Below are 17,734 nucleotides of genomic sequence, written 5' to 3' on the forward strand. Positions count from 1 at the left end.
CCGCCGATGCCGCCCTTGTGGGCGGCGCCGACACACCCCCATCCCCGAAAAGGCCGCTCTCCGTCGCGGTCGCGCGAAGGAAATCCCGTCCCGTGAATCCGTATACCCTTCTCCCGTTCATCGTGCTCATCGCGGCCATGTTCCTGATGACGCGCTCTGCCAAGAAGAAGCAGACTCAGGCCGCGCAGATGCGCAATGAGATGCAGCCCGGCTCCGGTGTCCGCACGATCGGGGGAATGTACGCGACGGTCAAGGAGGTCAATGAGGACACCGTCCTCCTGGACGCCGCTCCCGGCGTCGACCTCCTCTTCGCCAAGAACTCGATCGGCGCCGTCCTCACCGACGACGAGTACAACCGCATCGTGCACGGCATCGAGCACGACCTGAAGTCCGACGCCGAGATCGTCCCGGACGACGCCTCCTCCCTCACCGAGACCGACGAGACCGACGGATCTGCCGCCGCTGCCGCCGCCTCCGACGACAAGATCGACCTCGGTAAGAAGGACGCAGACGAGGACACCGCCGACGGGTCCGAGGCCGTGACGGAGGACAAGCCGAAGAAGTCCGACGGCGATTCCGACGCGAAGTAGTCACGCCCCGGTGGTGCGCGAGACGGCATAATCACGCCCCGCGCACCACCGGGCGCGTCTGTTTCCCGTACGGGGAGCCCGACACCATGTCATGGCCGCCGAGCGCCGACCGGGCGCCGGAGCGGCCCGAGAGGGAGTACGAGAAGGTGGCAGCACCTAAGAAGGGCCGGAGCGCGAGCGCCCAGAGCAAACCAGGGCGCTCACTGGCCCTGATCCTGATCGCCATCGTGGCGCTCACCGGAGGGATGTTCGCCTCCGGGCACACCACCCCGCGTCTCGGTATCGACCTCGCCGGTGGTACGAGCATCACGCTCAAGGCGAAGGCCGACCAGGGGTCCGCGGTCAACAAGGCCAACATGGACACCGCGGTCGAGATCATGAACCGCCGTGTCAACGGCCTCGGCGTCTCCGAGGCGGAGGTGCAGACCCAGGGAACCGACAACATCATCGTCAACATCCCGCGGGGCACCAACTCCAAGGAGGCCCAGCAGCAGGTCGGCACCACCGCCAAGCTCTACTTCCGGCCGGTTCTGGCCAGCGAGCCCAGCGGTGCCGCGGCCAGCCCCTCGCCGAGTGGCTCCCCGTCCGCCGGCTCCTCGCCCAAGCCGGGCTCCAGCTCCTCCCCGAGCGCCTCCTCCTCGCAGAAGGCCTCCTCCTCGTCGAGCACGTCCCCGACCTCCTCCGCGACCACGCAGGGCCGTGCGGTCACCGACGCGCTCAAGGCCGGCTCCAGCCCCTCGCCGAGCGCGACGCCCACCGGTGGTCCCTCCCCGAAGCCGACCCCCTCGGCCTCCGGCGGCACGGACACGGCCAAGCTCCAGGCCGCGTACACCGCCCTGGACTGCTCCAACCAGGACGACCGCGCCAAGGCCGGCAACAACGCCAAGCCGGGCGACCCCACCATCGCCTGCGGCAAGGTCGGCAAGGGCTACTACAAGTACCTGCTCGGCCCGGCCGGCGTGGACGGCACCGAGGTGAAGAAGGCCCAGGCCATCTTCGACACCCAGGGCGCCTCCGGCTGGCAGGTCCAGATGACCTTCAACTCCACGGGCGCCAAGAAGTTCGCCGACATCACCGGTGAGCTGGCCAAGAACCAGGCCCCGCAGAACGAGTTCGGCATCGTCCTGGACGGCGAGGTCGTCTCCAGCCCTTACGTCAGCCAGGCCATCACCGGCGGCCAGGCGGAGATCTCCGGCAGCTTCACGCAGCAGGAGGCGCAGAGCCTCGCCAACATGCTGTCGTACGGCGCGCTGCCGCTCTCCTTCCAGGAGCAGTCCGTCACCACCGTGACCGCCGCGCTCGGTGGTCAGCAGCTGCACGCCGGTCTGCTCGCCGGCGCCATCGGCCTCGCGCTGGTCGTGCTCTACCTGGTGGTCTACTACCGCGGCCTGTCGCTCGTCGCCATGGCCTCGCTGGTCGTCTCGGCGATCCTCACCTACGTGATCATGTCGCTGCTCGGCCCGGCCATCCATTTCGCACTGAACCTGCCGGCCGTCTGTGGCGCCATCGTCGCCATCGGTATCACCGCCGACTCGTTCATCGTGTACTTCGAACGCATCAGGGACGAGATCCGCGAGGGCCGCTCGCTGCGACCCGCCGTCGAGCGGGCCTGGCCGCGCGCCCGGCGCACCGTCCTGGTCTCCGACTTCGTGTCGTTCCTCGCCGCCGCCGTGCTGTTCATCGTGACCGTCGGCAAGGTCCAGGGCTTCGCGTTCACGCTGGGTCTGACCACCGTGCTCGACGTGGTCGTCGTCTTCCTGTTCACCAAGCCGCTGATGACCCTGCTCGCCCGCCGCAAGTTCTTCGGCAACGGCCACAAGTGGTCCGGCCTCGACCCGAAGAGCCTCGGTGGCAAGCCGCCGCTGCGCCGCACCCGCCGTCCCGCCGGCCCCGCCGCCGGCCCTGTCGACCCGAAGGAGGCGTGAGCGATGTCGAAACTCGGCTCCATCGGCGCCCGGCTGCACCGCGGTGAGATCAGCTACGACTTCATCGGCAAGCGCAAGATCTGGTACGGCGTCTCCATCCTGATCACCATCACGGCCATCCTCGGCCTGGCGGTGCGCGGCCTGAACATGAGCATCGACTTCCAGGGCGGCGCCGTCTTCACGACGCCGACCAACATGAGCACCTCGATCGCTCAGGCGGAGTCGTACGCCAAGGACGCCTCCGGCCATGAGGCCGTCGTGCAGAAGCTCGGCAACGGCAGCCTGCGCATCCAGGTCGCCGGCCTGGACACGGCCAAGTCCGACCAGGTCAAGGAGAGCCTGGCCAAGGACCTGAAGCTCAACCCCGAGAAGCTCGCCGCCGACCTGGTCGGCCCGAGCTGGGGCCAGGAGATCGCCAACAAGGCCTGGGAGGGCCTGGCGATCTTCATGGTGCTCGTCGTGATCTACCTGGCCATCGCCTTCGAATGGCGCATGGCCGTCGCGGCCCTGGTCGCGCTGATCCACGACATCACCATCACGACCGGTATCTACGCCCTGGTCGGCTTCGAGGTCTCGCCCGGCACGATCATCGGTCTGCTGACCATCCTCGGTTACTCGCTCTACGACACGGTCGTCGTCTTCGACAGCCTCAAGGAGCAGACGAAGGACATCACCAAGCAGACCCGCTTCACCTACAGCGAGATCGCCAACCGGTCGATCAACGGCACCCTGGTCCGCTCCATCAACACCACGGTCGTCGCCCTGCTGCCGGTCGCCGGTCTGCTCTTCATCGGCGGCGGCTTCCTCGGCGCCGGTGACCTCAACGACATCTCGCTGTCGCTGTTCGTCGGCCTCGCGGCCGGTGCGTACTCCTCGATCTTCATCGCCACCCCGCTGGTCGCCGACCTCAAGGAGCGCGAGCCCGCGATGAAGGCGCTCACCAAGCGGATCATGGCCAAGCGCGCCCAGGCCGCCTCGGAGGACGGTCCCGTCACCGCCGGTGGCGACGACGCCGAGGACGCCACGCCCGCCGTCGTCGGCCCGCGCAACCAGCCCTCCTCCCGCGGCCGTGGCCGCGGCCGGCAGGCGGGCAAGCGCCGATGACCGACATCCAGGAGCTGCTGCTCAGCCGCATCCGAGACGTCGCGGACTACCCGGAGCCGGGAGTGATGTTCAAGGACATCACCCCGCTCCTGGCGGACCCCGCCGCGTTCACCGCCCTGACCGACACGCTCGCCGGTATCGCCACCGCCACCGGCGCCACCAAGATCGTCGGTCTGGAGGCCCGGGGCTTCATCCTCGGCGCCCCGGTCGCCGTCCGCGCGGGCCTGGGCTTCATCCCGGTCCGCAAGGCCGGCAAGCTGCCCGGTGCCACCCTGCGCCAGGCCTACGACCTGGAGTACGGCTCGGCCGAGATCGAGGTGCACGCCGAGGACCTGACCTCGGGCGATCGCGTCCTGATCGTGGACGACGTGCTGGCCACCGGTGGCACCGCCGAGGCGGCCATCCACCTCATCCAGCGCGCCGGTGCCGAGGTCGCGGGCCTCGCGGTCCTGATGGAGCTGGGCTTCCTCGGCGCCCGCACCCGACTGGAACCGACCCTCGCCGGAGCCCCCCTGGAAGCCCTCCTCCAGGTCTGACCAGGCTCCGGTCAGCAGCAACGCCGTACGGCCGCCCCGGCACCCCGCCGAGGCGGCCGTACGGCGTTCCCGGCCAGGACCTCCCGGCGCTGCCGCGTCCTCCGCAGCACCGCCCGGCCACCTCCAGGAATCCCAGGTGCACCTCTGGCGTTACCGGGGTAGTCGGTCCCTACGATCCGCCTGAAGGCGATCCGTGGCGGTGGGATCGCTACCATGGGGTCTCCGGAGCCTGACCGGGGGACCCGGAACGTGCACGAGGAGCCCTCTTGCCAGACGAGGCCCAGAGACTGACCGCCGCCAAGCCCGAGCCCGCCTCGGCGCCCGCGGCAAAGCCCGCGCCCACTGTGTCGACCGCCAAGAACGACACCCACGGGGCGGTCGAGCACGCCCCGGCCGCGCCCGTCGAGAAGTCCGCGGAGTCCTCGCGTCCCAAACCGGCGACCCCCGCCGAGCGCCCCGCCCAGCCCCCCGTCGTGCGCCCGCCCGCGGTGCAGAACGGCCGCTCCGGCTCCTCCAACCGCGTCCGCGCCCGCCTGGCCCGGCTCGGCGTCCAGCGCGCGAACCCGTACAACCCGGTCCTGGAGCCGCTGCTGCGGATAGTGCGCAGCAATGACCCGAAGATCGAGAACTCCACCCTCCGCCAGATCGAGCGCGCCTACCAGGTTGCCGAACGCTGGCACCGCGGCCAGAAGCGCAAGAGCGGCGACCCGTACATCACGCACCCGCTCGCGGTCACCACCATCCTCGCCGAGCTGGGCATGGACCCGGCCACGCTGATGGCGGGCCTGCTGCACGACACCGTCGAGGACACCGAGTACGGCCTGGAGGACCTGCGCCGTGACTTCGGCGACGTGGTCGCCCTGCTCGTCGACGGCGTCACCAAGCTGGACAAGGTCAAGTTCGGCGAGGCCGCGCAGGCCGAGACCGTGCGCAAGATGGTCGTCGCCATGGCCAAGGACCCCCGCGTCCTGGTCATCAAGCTCGCCGACCGCCTGCACAACATGCGCACCATGCGCTACCTCAAGCGCGAGAAGCAGGAGAAGAAGGCGCGCGAGACCCTGGAGATCTACGCGCCGCTCGCCCACCGCCTGGGCATGAACACCATCAAGTGGGAACTGGAGGACCTCGCCTTCGCGATCCTCTACCCCAAGATGTACGACGAGATCGTCCGGCTGGTGGCCGAACGGGCGCCCAAGCGCGACGAGTACCTCGCCATAGTGACCGACGAGGTCCAGTCCGACCTGCGCGCCGCCCGTATCAAGGCGACCGTCACCGGCCGCCCGAAGCACTACTACAGCGTCTACCAGAAGATGATCGTCCGCGGCCGCGACTTCGCGGAGATCTACGACCTGGTGGGCATCCGTGTCCTGGTCGACACGGTCCGCGACTGCTATGCCGCCCTCGGCACCGTGCACGCGCGATGGAACCCGGTCCCCGGCCGGTTCAAGGACTACATCGCGATGCCCAAGTTCAACATGTACCAGTCACTGCACACCACGGTGATCGGCCCCAACGGCAAGCCCGTCGAACTCCAGATCCGCACCTTCGACATGCACCGCCGCGCCGAGTACGGCATCGCCGCGCACTGGAAGTACAAGCAGGAGGCCGTCGCCGGCGCCTCCAAGGTGCGCACCGACGCGCCCAAGGCGGTCGGCAAGGACAAGGACGCCATCAACGACATGGCGTGGCTGCGGCAGTTGCTCGACTGGCAGAAGGAGACCGAGGACCCGGGCGAGTTCCTGGAGTCGCTGCGCTTCGACCTGTCCCGCAACGAGGTCTTCGTCTTCACGCCCAAGGGCGACGTCATAGCGCTCCCGGCCGGCGCCACCCCGGTGGACTTCGCCTACGCCGTGCACACCGAGGTCGGCCACCGCACCATAGGAGCGCGGGTCAACGGCCGCCTCGTACCGCTGGAATCCACCCTGGACAACGGCGACCTGGTCGAGGTCTTCACCTCCAAGGCGCCCGGCGCCGGACCCTCCCGGGACTGGCTCGGCTTCGTCAAGTCGCCCCGGGCGCGCAACAAGATCCGCGCCTGGTTCTCCAAGGAGCGCAGGGACGAGGCGATCGAGCAGGGCAAGGACGCCATCGTGCGGGCCATGCGCAAGCAGAACCTGCCGATCCAGCGCATCCTGAACGGCGACTCCCTGATCACCCTCGCGCACGAGATGCGCTACTCCGACATCTCCGCGCTGTACGCGGCGATAGGCGAGGGCCATGTCTCCGCGCAGAACATCGTGCAGAAGCTGGTGCAGGCCCTCGGCGGCGAGGAGGCCGCCACCGAGGAGATCGACGAGACGGTCCCGCCGTCCCGCAGCCGCCGCAAGCGCCGCTCCAGCGCCGACCCCGGTGTCGTGGTCAAGGGCGTCGACGACGTGTGGGTGAAGCTGGCCCGCTGCTGCACGCCCGTGCCCGGCGACCCGATCATCGGCTTCGTCACCCGCGGCAGCGGTGTCTCCGTGCACCGCAGCGACTGCGTCAACGTGGATTCGCTGTCCCGGGAGCCGGAGCGCATCCTCGACGTCGAGTGGGCGCCCACCCAGTCCTCGGTCTTCCTGGTCGCCATCCAGGTCGAGGCCCTGGACCGCTCCCGCCTTCTGTCGGACGTCACGCGGGTGCTGTCCGACCAGCACGTCAACATCCTCTCGGCCGCCGTCCAGACCTCCCGCGACCGCGTCGCCACCTCCCGCTTCACCTTCGAGATGGGCGACCCCAAGCACCTGGGCCACGTCCTGAAGGCCGTACGGGGCGTGGAGGGCGTGTACGACGTCTACCGGGTCACCTCGGGACGCCAGAAGCACTAGCGGGCTCTGAGCACAGCGAAAGGGCGGGCCGGGCAGTGACTGCCCGGCCCGCCTTGTCTTTCAGTGCCTCTTCCAGGCCCTGAGACCCAGGACGCCCGGAAAGCGGTCGGGGCGGCAACCATTACGGTCACCGCCCCATCAGGTGCGTGCTGTCGCCGGCAGGTCAGCCGCCGAACTCCTGGAGGCCCTTCAGAGCCTGGTCCAGGAGTGCCTGGCGGCCCTCCAGCTCCTTCTGGAGCTTGTCGGCCCTGGAGTTGTTGCCCTGGGCGCGGGCCTGCTCGATCTGCGCCCCGAGCTTGTCCACGGCGGCCTGGAGCTGACCGGTCAGACCCTCGGCACGCGCCCGCGCCTCCGGGTTCGTCCGGCGCCACTCGGCCTCCTCGGCCTCCTGGATCGCCCGCTCGACCGTGTGCATCCGGCCCTCGACCTTCGGACGCGCGTCCCGCGGGACATGGCCGATGGCCTCCCAGCGCTCGTTGATCGAACGGAACGCGGCACGGGCGGCCTTCAGCTCACCGATCGGCAGCAGCTTCTCGGCCTCCTCGGCCAGCTCCTCCTTGAGCTTGAGGTTCTCCGCCTGCTCCGCGTCCCGCTCGGCGAACACCGAGCTGCGCGCCGCGAAGAACACGTCCTGGGCGCCGCGGAAGCGGTTCCACAGGTCGTCCTCGTGCTCGCGCTGGGCGCGGCCCGCGGCCTTCCACTCCGACATCAGATCGCGGTAACGGGCCGCCGTCGGACCCCAGTCCGTGGAACCCGACAGCGACTCGGCCTCGGCGACCAGCCGTTCCTTGATCCGGCGGGCGTCCTCGCGCTGCGCGTCCAGCTGCGCGAAGTGCGCCTTGCGGCGCTTGGAGAACGCCGACCGGGCGTGCGAGAAGCGGTGCCACAGCTCGTCGTCGGACTTGCGGTCCAGCCGCGGCAGCCCCTTCCAGGTGTCCACCAGCGCCCGCAGCCGCTCACCCGCGGCCCGCCACTGGTCGGACTGCGCCAGCTGCTCCGCCTCGGCGACCAGGTCCTCCTTGGCCTTGCGGGCCTCGTCGGACTGCTTGGCCCGCTGGACCTTGCGCTCCTCGCGGCGCGCCTCGACCGTCTCCACGAGCTTGTCCAGCCGACCGCGCAGCGCGGCCAGATCGCCGACCGCGTGATGCGCGTCCACCTGCTCGCGCAGATGGTCGATGGCGGCCTGGGCGTCCTTCGCCGACAGGTCGGTGGTCCGCACTCGCTTCTCGAGGAGGCCGATCTCGACAACCAGGCCCTCGTACTTGCGCTCGAAGTAGGCCAGCGCCTCCTCAGGGGAGCCGGCCGCCCAGGATCCGACGACCTGCTCGCCGTCGGCCGTACGCACGTACACGGTCCCCGTCTCGTCGACGCGGCCCCACGGGTCGCTGCTCACAGCGCCTCCTCCACATGATGCCTCGGGGCGCCTCAGCGCCCCCGGGCATCGACCACAGTTTCGTCACGGCCAACATAGGCGACCAGCGGGTTCCCTGTCCGCATCCAGCGCGACCGAAATTCCGCCGACGGCCCTGCCCGGCCTCAGGACTTGGTGACCGTCGCCTTATTGATCACCACGGTCGCGTTCGGGGCACCGTCTCCCCGGCCGGTGCTCTCGCCCGCCGCCGCGATCTTGTTCAGCACCTTCATGCCGGACGCCGAGATCGTGCCGAACGGCGTGTACTGCGGCGGCAGCGGGCTGTCCTTGTAGACCAGGAAGAACTGGCTGCCGCCGGTGTGCTTCTGGCCGGTGTTGGCCATCGCCACCGTGCCCGCCGGGTAGGTGTTCTTCTTCAGGCTGGCGTCCTTCAGGTTCTCGTCCGGCAGCGTGTAGCCGGGACCGCCCATGCCGGTGCCCTGCGGGTCGCCGCACTGGAGCACGTAGATGCCCTGTGTGGTCAGCCGGTGGCACTTGGTGTGGTCGAAGTAGCCCTTGCCCGCGAGGAAGTCGAACGAGTTGGCCGTGTGCGGGGCCGCCGACGTCTTCAGCGAGATCGGGATGTCACCGCACGTCGTGGAGAGGTCCATCGTGTACTTCGCCGACGTGTCGATCGACATCGCCGGCTCCTTCTTCCAGCTGAGCTTCTTCACCGAGCCCGCCGCCGGCTTCTGGCACGGGTCCGGCGCCTTGCTCGGCTGCGTGGACGCGCTCGGCTTCGTCTTGGCGCCGGCGTCGGTCTTCTTGTCGTCGCCCCCCAGCACATGGGTCGTGTAGAGCGCCACACTGCCGATCACGATCACGCCGAGTACCGACGCGATCGCGGAGTTGCGCACGCGGGCCTTGCGCCGCGACTCGGTGCGTCGCTGCTGCTGCCGCAAGAACTTCTCCCGGGCGAGCTGACGCCGCCGCTGCTCCTGGCTGACCACCGGGTTCTCTCCTCATGCGTGTCGTGTGTCGAGCGGTACGCGTGCGTCCTCGTGGGCCGACCACTGCGTGTAGCCCCGTACCGTATATGGGTTCGCTGAGGAAACGGCAGCGCCGGTAGGCTCTGACTGCGGCCGAGGCCGCCTTGTCACCACCTGCACACCGATGAAACGAAGGACGATCGTGCTCATTGCCGGGTTCCCCGCCGGGGCCTGGGGGACGAACTGCTACCTCGTCGCCCCCGCCGCCGGTGAGGAGTGCGTGATCATCGACCCGGGCCACCAGGCCACCGAGGGAGTCGAGGAAGCGCTGAAGAAGCATCGGCTCAAGCCCGTCGCCGTCGTCCTCACCCACGGCCATATCGACCATGTGGCCTCGGTCGTCCCCGTGTGCGGCGCCCATGACGTGCCCGCCTGGATCCACCCCGAGGACCGCTTCATGATGAGCGACCCGGAGAAGGCGCTCGGCCGCTCGATCGGCATGCCCCTGATGGGCGAGCTGACCGTGGGCGAGCCCGACGACGTCCGGGAGCTGGCGGACGGCGCGCAGCTGGACCTGGCCGGCCTGGAGTTCTCCGTCGCGCACGCGCCGGGCCATACCAAGGGGTCGGTGACCTTCCGGATGCCCGAGAGCGCCGACGTGCCGTCGGTGTTCTTCTCCGGGGATCTGCTGTTCGCCGGCTCCATCGGACGCACCGATCTGCCGGGCGGATCCATGGCGGACATGTTCGGGTCGCTGGCACGGGTGTGCCTGCCGCTCGACGACTCCACCGTGGTCCTGTCCGGCCACGGCCCCCAGACGACCATCGGCCGCGAGCGCGCCACCAACCCCTATCTGCGGGAAGTGGCAGCCGGCCAGGGAGCCCCCGCGGCTCCCCGACGAGGAATGTGACGAGAGAGCTTCCGTGAGCACCTTCCAGGCCCCCAAGGGCACCTACGACCTGATCCCGCCGGACTCCGCGACGTACCTGGCGGTCCGCGAGGCGATCGCCGCCCCGCTGCGCAACTCCGGCTACGGCTACATCGAGACCCCCGGCTTCGAGAACGTCGAGCTGTTCGCACGCGGTGTCGGCGAGTCCACCGACATCGTCACCAAGGAGATGTACGCCTTCGAGACCAAGGGCGGCAACAAGCTCGCCCTGCGCCCCGAGGGCACGGCCTCCGTGCTGCGCGCGGCCCTGGAGGCCAATCTGCACAAGACCGGCAACCTCCCGGTCAAGCTCTGGTACTCGGGCTCGTACTACCGCTACGAACGCCCGCAGAAGGGCCGCTACCGCCACTTCTCCCAGGTCGGTGCCGAGGCGATCGGCGCGGAGGACCCGGCACTGGACGCCGAGCTGATCATCCTGGCCGACCAGGCGTACCGCTCGCTGGGCCTGCGCAATTTCCGCATCCTGCTCAACAGCCTGGGCGACAAGGAGTGCCGGCCCGTGTACCGGGCCGCGCTCCAGGACTTCCTGCGCGGCCTTGACCTCGACGAGGACACGCTGCGGCGCGCCGAGATCAACCCGCTGCGCGTCCTGGACGACAAGCGCGAGTCGGTCCAGAAGCAGCTCACCGGCGCCCCGCTGCTGCGCGACTACCTGTGCGACGCCTGCAAGGCGTACCACGAGGAGGTCCGTGAGCTGATCACGGCGGCGGGCGTGGCCTTCGAGGACGACCCGAAGCTGGTCCGCGGCCTGGACTACTACACCCGCACCACCTTCGAGTTCGTGCACGACGGCCTCGGCTCGCAGTCCGCGGTGGGCGGCGGCGGCCGCTACGACGGCCTGTCCGAGATGATCGGCGGCCCCGCGCTGCCCTCCGTCGGCTGGGCCCTGGGCGTCGACCGCACGGTCCTCGCCCTGGAGGCCGAGGGCGTGGCGCTGGACCTCCCGTCCACCACGTCCGTGTACGCCGTCCCGCTCGGCGAGGAAGCCCGCCGCGTCCTGTTCGCCAAGGTCACCGAGCTGCGCAAGGTGGGCATCGCGGCGGACTTCGCGTACGGCGGCAAGGGCCTCAAGGGGGCCATGAAGAACGCCAACCGCAGCGGCGCGCGCTTCACCCTGGTCGCCGGCGAACGCGACCTGGCCGAGGGCGTCGTCCAGCTGAAGGACATGGAGTCCGGCGAGCAGAGCGCGATCGGTGTCAACGAGATCGTGGCGGAGCTGGAGTCGCGACTCGGCTAGCAGCCGACAGTTTGCGTGCGGAAGGGGCGCCGGGGAAGTCCCCGGCGCCCCCTGCGCACCGCGCCGGCAGCGTCCGCCGTCAACCCGGTGGCTGCCGATTCGTCCTGCCAGAGGAACCCGAACATCTCACCGCGCCGGACGCCGGGATCCGGGCCGGACACCGCGGCCACGTCCCCGTACCGCTCGCACGACCCCGTGCATTCACCGCGAATTCGCTCGCGTGTGCTGTCATGGTCTTGATGCTCCGGCCGAAACCATACGGTCCGTGACCGCCGGGCGGCCTTCCTTATGTCCGTCGAACGGTGGACACACAGAAGGGTGCGGCACAATGGCCGGTGCCCGAAGATGGTCCAACTCTCAAGTGACGGAATCGGCGTGATGAGCAAGACGACAGTCAACGACGTCTCCGCGGTGTCCGGTCCCGACCGTCCCGCCGACGGCCGCACCGTGGGCGGCAGCCGCGCCTTCGCCCTGCTGCTGGTCATCACCGGTGCGGCCGGACTGCTGGCCGCGTGGGTGATCACGCTCGACAAGTTCAAGATCCTCGAGTACAAGGTCGCGGGCAAGACCTTCACGCCCGGTTGCAGCGTGAACCCGGTGGTCTCCTGCGGCAGCGTGATGGAGAGCAAGCAGGCCGCCGCCTTCGGCTTCCCCAACCCGATGCTCGGCCTGGTCTGCTACGGCATCGTGATCTGCGTCGGCATGAGCCTGCTGACCCGCGCCCGCTTCCCGCGCTGGTACTGGCTGACCTTCAACTTCGGCACCCTCTTCGGCGTCTGCTTCGTCACCTGGCTCCAGTTCGAGTCCCTGTACCGGATCAACGCCCTGTGCCTGTGGTGCTCGCTGGCCTGGGTCGCCACGATCACCATGTTCTGGTACGTCACCTCGTTCAACGTCCGCCACGCCTTCCTGCCCGCCCCGCGCTGGCTGCGCTCCTTCCTCGGCGAGTTCACCTGGGTGCTGCCGGTCACCCACTGCGGCATCATCGCCATGCTGGTCCTGACCCGCTGGGGCAGCGCCCTCTGGGCCTGAGCCCCCCGCCCGCGGCCCGGTCCCCGCATGGGTCCGGGCCGCATTGTCAGTGCCGTGACTTAGGGTTTCAGCGTGGAACCCGACCTCTTCACCGCCGCAGCAGAAGAACGCCAGGAGAAGGACCCGGCGGCCAGCCCCCTGGCGGTGCGCATGCGCCCGCGCACCCTCGACGAGGTCGTGGGCCAGCAGCACCTGCTCAAGCCCGGCTCGCCCCTGCGCCGCCTGGTCGGCGAGGGCTCCGGCGGCCCCGCCGGACCGTCCTCGGTGATCCTCTGGGGCCCTCCCGGCACCGGCAAGACCACCCTCGCGTATGTCGTCTCCAAGGCCACCAACAAGCGTTTCGTGGAGCTGTCCGCGATCACCGCGGGCGTCAAGGAGGTGCGCGCGGTCATCGACGGCGCCCGCCGCGCCACCGGCGGCTTCGGCACCGAGACCGTCCTCTTCCTGGACGAGATCCATCGCTTCAGCAAGGCCCAGCAGGACTCCCTGCTCCCCGCCGTCGAGAACCGCTGGGTGACCCTGATCGCGGCCACCACCGAGAACCCCTACTTCTCGGTGATCTCACCGCTGCTGTCCCGCTCCCTGCTGCTCACCCTCGAACCCCTCACCGACGACGACATCCGCGGCCTGCTGCGGCGCGCCCTGGACGCCGAGCGCGGTCTGAAGGGCGCGGTCACCCTCCCCGAGGACACCGAGGAGCACCTGCTGCGCATCGCGGGCGGCGACGCCCGCCGCGCCCTGACCGCCCTGGAGGCCGCCGCCGGAGCCGCCCTCGACCAGGACGAGCGGGAGATCACCCTCGCCACACTGGAGCAGACCGTGGACCGGGCGGCGGTCAAGTACGACCGTGACGGCGACCAGCACTACGACGTCGCCAGCGCGCTCATCAAATCCATCCGCGGCTCCGACGTGGACGCGGCCCTGCACTACCTCGCCCGCATGATCGAGGCCGGCGAGGACCCCCGGTTCATCGCGCGGCGCCTGATGATCTCCGCCAGCGAGGACATCGGCCTGGCCGACCCGAACGCGCTGCCCATCGCGGTCGCCGCCGCCCAGGCCGTCGCCATGATCGGCTTCCCCGAGGCGGCCCTCACCCTCAGCCACGCCACCATCGCCCTCGCGCTCGCCCCCAAGTCCAACTCCGCGACGACCGCGATAGGCGCCGCCCTGGAGGACGTCCGCAAGGGCCTGGCGGGCAGCGTCCCGGCGCATCTGCGCGACGGCCACTACAAGGGCGCCGCCAAACTCGGCCACGCGCAGGGGTATGTGTATCCGCACGACCTGCCCGAGGGCATCGCCGAGCAGCAGTACGCCCCGGACACGATCAAGGACCGCGAGTACTACGCGCCGACCCGGCACGGCGCCGAGGCGCGCTACGCGGACGCGGTCGACTGGACCCGCAGGCACCTCGGTCGCAGGCGGCCCTGAGCAGCCTGTAGAATGCTCCGAAGTGCCCAGTCCCGTGCCGTCAGAGCGGGACAACGGGCCGGAGACCCGTCCCTGTGGGGCCGGACTCCAGGAGCGTCGCGCACCGTCGAACGGTGTCGCGGGCAGCCCACCACCACCGGGAGTCCCGGAGCGGTCGGTGGGCCACTCGCGTGCTGCACGTATGTGCCCAGATCAGGGAAGCGGCTGCCCAGCGGGTCCCCAGTGGACCGGCGGGTCTTCCCGGCTGCGGATGCGACCTCCCGAAACCTCTGGCAAGCCGAACACTACGAAACGAGATTGAGACAGTGGCGAACCAGTCCCGCCCCAAGGTCAAGAAGTCGCGTGCCCTCGGCATCGCGCTGACCCCGAAGGCCGTCAAGTACTTCGAGGCCCGCCCCTACCCGCCGGGTGAGCACGGCCGCGGCCGCAAGCAGAACTCGGACTACAAGGTCCGTCTGCTGGAGAAGCAGCGCCTGCGCGCTCAGTACGACATCTCCGAGCGTCAGCTCGTCCGCGCCTACGAGCGTGCCTCCAAGGTCCAGGGCAAGACCGGTGAGGCCCTGATCGTGGAGCTGGAGCGCCGCCTCGACGCGCTGGTCCTGCGTTCGGGTCTCGCCCGCACGATCTACCAGGCCCGCCAGATGGTCGTCCACGGCCACATCCAGGTCAACGGCCAGAAGGTCGACAAGCCGTCCTTCCGTGTCCGTCCGGACGACGTCGTGCAGGTCCGCGACCGCTCCAAGGACAAGACGCTCTTCCAGATCTCCCGTGAGGGTGGCTTCGCCGCCGACGGCGAGACCCCGCGTTACCTCCAGGTGAACCTCAAGGCCCTGGCGTTCCGCCTGGACCGTGAGCCGAACCGCAAGGAGATCCCGGTGATCTGCGACGAGCAGCTCGTCGTCGAGTACTACGCCCGCTGATCCCAGCCCCGGCGCAGCACCGCACTCCGGACCGCCGTCCTCCCCGTCCCGCTGGGCGGGGGAGGCGGCGGTTCCGCGTTTCCGGGCCGGGTGGTGCGGCGGCCCCGGCGTTCCCCCGGCCTACCGGCCCTGCCCCGCCTCGCAGCCCCCGCCGGTGCGCACCGCGTTCCACCGTGCCGCCCCGCGCGGCGCCGGTACCGCGGCCGGCGGCCGGTTCCCCTCCCGGCCCAGCACCCGGCTCACCGCGGCCTCCCGGTCCAGGCGCCCTCCGCGTCGTACGCACTCCTCGTAGCGGGCGTCTCCGAGCGCTCCGCGGGCGGCCGACTCGCACTGCGCGTGCGGGGCGTTGTAGTGCGCCGAACCGAAGAGGGGCAGGCCCACCGAGGGCCATAGACGGGCGGCCGCGCCCTGGAGGACGGCCGCCTCCGCCAGATCGCCCTCGGTCGCCGTCACCAGGGCGAGCAGTTCGAGGGCCAGCACCGAGCCCAGCAGATCGTCGAAGGCATGGGTGTTGCGCAGACACTCGGTCAGCAGCTCCCGCGCCCGCCCCGGAACGCCCTCCCGGCAGGCCGCGTACGCCAGGACGTACAGCGCGTACGACCGCGCCCAGCGCTCCCCGTGCTCCTCGCACACCCGGCGCACGTCCTCGCACAGCCGTACCGCGTCCGGCAGATCCCCCTGGAAGGCGCGCGCCATCGCCAGCTCGACGCGCCCCATGAGCACGTTGCTGTTCAGCTCGCCGGTCTCCGCATAGCGCGCCAGCGCCGAGCGCAGCAGCGTTTCTGCACGCGGCAGATCGTCCGTGACCAGCGCCAGACAGCCGGTGCGATGCTCCGCGTACGCCAGCGCCGACGCGTCCGCCGCCCGCTCCGCCCGCTCCCGGCACATCCGCAAGGTCTGCCCCGCGGGCCCGCTGTCGCCCTGGAGCACCGCCACGTACCCGAGCACCCACAGCGCCTTCAGCCGGGACCGCTCGTAGCCCGACTCCAGCGCCACGCTCCGCTCCAGCCAGCGCCGCCCCTCCGCCAGCCGCCCGCAGCCCACCCAGCAGAACCACAGCGACCCCGCGAGGTACTGCCCCAGATGCGCCTCCGCGGGCTCGGTCAGGCAGAACTCCAGGGCGGCCCGCAGGCTGGGCAGCTCCACCGCCATCCGCGCGGCCACCTCCCGCTGCCGGGGCGAGAACCACTCCAGTTCGCACCAGGTCGCCAGGCCCAGGTACCAGTCCCGGTGCCGCCGCCGCAGTCGTACCGCGTCCCCGGCCGCCTCCAGCCAGCCGGCGCCGTAGGCCCGCACGGTGTCCAGCATCCGGTAGCGCGAGCCCGCCGCGGTCTCCTCGCGGGCGATCACCGACTGGGCCAGCAGCTCCGAGAGCACATCGAGGATCTCCGTGTCGGGCAGCCCGTCCCCGCTGCACACGTACTCGACCGCCTCCAGGTCGAAGGTCCCCGCGAACACCGTGAGCCGCGCCCACAGCAGCCGCTCGGGCGGGGTGCACAGCTCATGGCTCCAGCCGATCGCCGTGCGCAGCGTCTGATGGCGGGGGAGCGCGTAGCGGCCGCCGCCGGTCAGCAGCCGGAACCGGTCGTCAAGCCGGTCCAGCAGCTGCGTGGGGGACAGGGCCCGCAGTCGCGCCGCCGCCAGCTCCAGCGCCAGCGGGATGCCGTCGAGCCGGGCGCACAGCTCGCGCACCTCGGGATCGTCGGACACCGTGACGCCCTGCTCCCGGGCCCGGTCCCTGAGCAGCTGCACCGCCTCGTCCGCGCCGAGCGGCGCCAGCGGGAACAGCCGCTCGCCGGCGAGACCCAGCGGCCGCCGGCCCACCGCGAGCACCCGCAGTCGAGGCAGCTTGCGCAGCAGCTGCGCGACCAGCTCGGCGGTGGCCGCCACCAGATGCTCGAACCCGTCGAGGACCAGCAGCGTGGGGCGCGCGGCCAGCTGTTCCAGCACCGTCTCGCGCGGCGTCCGGGTGGTGTGGTCGGTCAGCCCGAGGGCCTCCGCCACCTCGTACTCCACGAACTCCGGGTCGTGCGCCGACGCCAGCTCGACCCAGCCGTGCGCCGTCTCCCAGTCCGCCACGACCCGCGCGGCCAGCCGCGACTTGCCCACTCCGCCGGCCCCGGTCACCGTCACCAGCCGGGCCGACCGCAACGCCGCGGCGAGCCCCGCCGCCTCCGCCGTACGTCCGACGAATCCGGTCAGTTCAAGGGGCGGCTCGCCGTCGGCGAAAGGTTCTGGGCACTGAGGACCTCGCATGGGACACGGAGCGTACTGAACCGTGTTCATTCCGTACAATCGCTTCCCGTAACTCCACCGTTCCCGCCGGTAATCCGGTACGGAGCGTCCGCCCCGGCGCGATAGGCTCGGGACACGACTTTTCCGATGCTCAGGCACGTTTCAGGGAGCGGGTGCGCACAGTGTCCGGTGGCGAGGTGGCCGGGATCCTGGTGGCCGTCTTCTGGGCGATCCTGGTCTCCTTCCTCGCGGTGGCCCTCGCGAGGGTGGCCCAGACGCTCAAGGCGACCACCAAGCTCGTGGCGGACGTGACCGACCAGGCCGTCCCGCTGCTCGCGGACGCCTCCCAGGCGGTGCGCTCCGCGCAGACCCAGATCGACCGGGTCGACGCGATCGCCACCGACGTCCAGGAGGTCACCTCCAACGCCTCCGCGCTGTCCACCACCGTCGCCTCCACCTTCGGCGGCCCGCTGGTCAAGGTCGCGGCCTTCGGCTACGGCGTCCGCAGGGCGCTCGGCGGCCGCAAGGAGGAGGACGTGCCGGGGAATTCGGCCCGGCGTACGGTGATCGTGGGCCGCACGGTCCCCGCCGCACGACGCAAGCGCAACCTCCGCGGGAAGAGGGACTGAGACCG

Annotated in this window: 14 protein-coding genes; 11 read left to right on the forward strand and 3 right to left on the reverse strand. The window is 70.5% G+C overall.

Features of this window, described 5'->3' with window-relative positions; all coding sequences use genetic code 11:
• Window positions 1–92 precede the first annotated feature (92 nt).
• The 5 genes from yajC to relA all read left to right on the forward strand — a co-directional run bounded on the left by yajC (window position 93) and on the right by relA (window position 6,959).
• Window positions 93–590 (forward strand): preprotein translocase subunit YajC, encoded by a 498-nt coding sequence (gene yajC / locus HEP81_RS31190; protein ID WP_037651057.1) that lies wholly within the window; start codon window positions 93–95, stop codon window positions 588–590.
• A gap of 146 nt (window positions 591–736) precedes the next feature.
• The gene (secD, locus tag HEP81_RS31195; RefSeq protein ID WP_172624539.1) at window positions 737–2,515 is read left to right on the forward strand and encodes a protein translocase subunit SecD; all 1,779 of its coding nucleotides are present in this window, start codon (window positions 737–739) and stop codon (window positions 2,513–2,515) included.
• Window positions 2,516–2,518: 3 nt separating this feature from the next.
• A complete protein-coding gene (secF, locus tag HEP81_RS31200) occupies window positions 2,519–3,619 on the forward strand; it encodes a protein translocase subunit SecF (protein WP_037651056.1) in 1,101 nt (366 codons plus the stop codon).
• Window positions 3,616–4,155 carry an adenine phosphoribosyltransferase gene (locus HEP81_RS31205; RefSeq protein ID WP_037651054.1) on the forward strand — a complete coding sequence of 180 codons (540 nt, stop codon included), beginning with the start codon at window positions 3,616–3,618 and terminating at the stop codon, window positions 4,153–4,155. The genes secF and HEP81_RS31205 overlap by 4 nt, the downstream gene beginning before the upstream one ends.
• A 266-nt stretch (window positions 4,156–4,421) precedes the next feature.
• Window positions 4,422–6,959 (forward strand): GTP pyrophosphokinase, encoded by a 2,538-nt coding sequence (relA, locus tag HEP81_RS31210; RefSeq protein ID WP_037651052.1) that lies wholly within the window; start codon window positions 4,422–4,424, stop codon window positions 6,957–6,959.
• A gap of 163 nt (window positions 6,960–7,122) precedes the next feature.
• Here the strand turns inward: relA and HEP81_RS31215 are convergent, their stop codons facing one another.
• Together HEP81_RS31215 and HEP81_RS31220 are read right to left on the reverse strand one after the other, a co-directional pair.
• A complete protein-coding gene (locus HEP81_RS31215; protein ID WP_037651050.1) occupies window positions 7,123–8,352 on the reverse strand; it encodes a DUF349 domain-containing protein in 1,230 nt (409 codons plus the stop codon).
• 143 nt (window positions 8,353–8,495) lie between these two features.
• Window positions 8,496–9,320 (reverse strand): peptidylprolyl isomerase, encoded by an 825-nt coding sequence (locus tag HEP81_RS31220; protein ID WP_037651048.1) that lies wholly within the window; start codon window positions 9,318–9,320, stop codon window positions 8,496–8,498.
• A 181-nt stretch (window positions 9,321–9,501) separates the two neighbouring features.
• Between HEP81_RS31220 and HEP81_RS31225 the strand changes: the two genes are divergently transcribed.
• From HEP81_RS31225 to rpsD, 5 genes are all read left to right on the forward strand, one after another.
• Window positions 9,502–10,209: an MBL fold metallo-hydrolase gene (locus tag HEP81_RS31225; protein ID WP_037651046.1), complete on the forward strand. Its 708-nt coding sequence runs from the start codon at window positions 9,502–9,504 to the stop codon at window positions 10,207–10,209.
• Between the two features lie 13 nt (window positions 10,210–10,222).
• Window positions 10,223–11,485, forward strand: coding sequence for a histidine--tRNA ligase (gene hisS / locus HEP81_RS31230; protein WP_037651045.1), 1,263 nt, complete (start codon window positions 10,223–10,225; stop codon window positions 11,483–11,485).
• A gap of 378 nt (window positions 11,486–11,863) precedes the next feature.
• On the forward strand, window positions 11,864–12,517 hold the full coding sequence (locus tag HEP81_RS31235; protein WP_037651043.1) for a vitamin K epoxide reductase family protein: 654 nt from the start codon (window positions 11,864–11,866) through the stop codon (window positions 12,515–12,517).
• Between the two features lie 72 nt (window positions 12,518–12,589).
• A complete protein-coding gene (locus tag HEP81_RS31240; protein ID WP_037651041.1) occupies window positions 12,590–13,945 on the forward strand; it encodes a replication-associated recombination protein A in 1,356 nt (451 codons plus the stop codon).
• 305 nt (window positions 13,946–14,250) lie between these two features.
• Window positions 14,251–14,865 carry a 30S ribosomal protein S4 gene (rpsD, locus tag HEP81_RS31245; protein WP_037651039.1) on the forward strand — a complete coding sequence of 205 codons (615 nt, stop codon included), beginning with the start codon at window positions 14,251–14,253 and terminating at the stop codon, window positions 14,863–14,865.
• Between the two features lie 120 nt (window positions 14,866–14,985).
• Here rpsD and HEP81_RS31250 read toward each other — a convergent pair whose 3' ends face one another.
• Window positions 14,986–17,121: an ATP-binding protein gene (locus HEP81_RS31250; RefSeq protein ID WP_182787000.1), complete on the reverse strand. Its 2,136-nt coding sequence runs from the start codon at window positions 17,119–17,121 to the stop codon at window positions 14,986–14,988.
• Between the two features lie 152 nt (window positions 17,122–17,273).
• On the opposite strand from HEP81_RS31250, the gene HEP81_RS31255 reads away from it, so the two are divergent.
• Window positions 17,274–17,729, forward strand: coding sequence for a DUF948 domain-containing protein (locus HEP81_RS31255; protein ID WP_086808818.1), 456 nt, complete (start codon window positions 17,274–17,276; stop codon window positions 17,727–17,729).
• Window positions 17,730–17,734 lie beyond the last annotated feature (5 nt).

The sequence above is a fragment of the Streptomyces griseofuscus genome (genome assembly GCF_014673495.1).
Taxonomy (GTDB): domain Bacteria; phylum Actinomycetota; class Actinomycetes; order Streptomycetales; family Streptomycetaceae; genus Streptomyces; species Streptomyces murinus.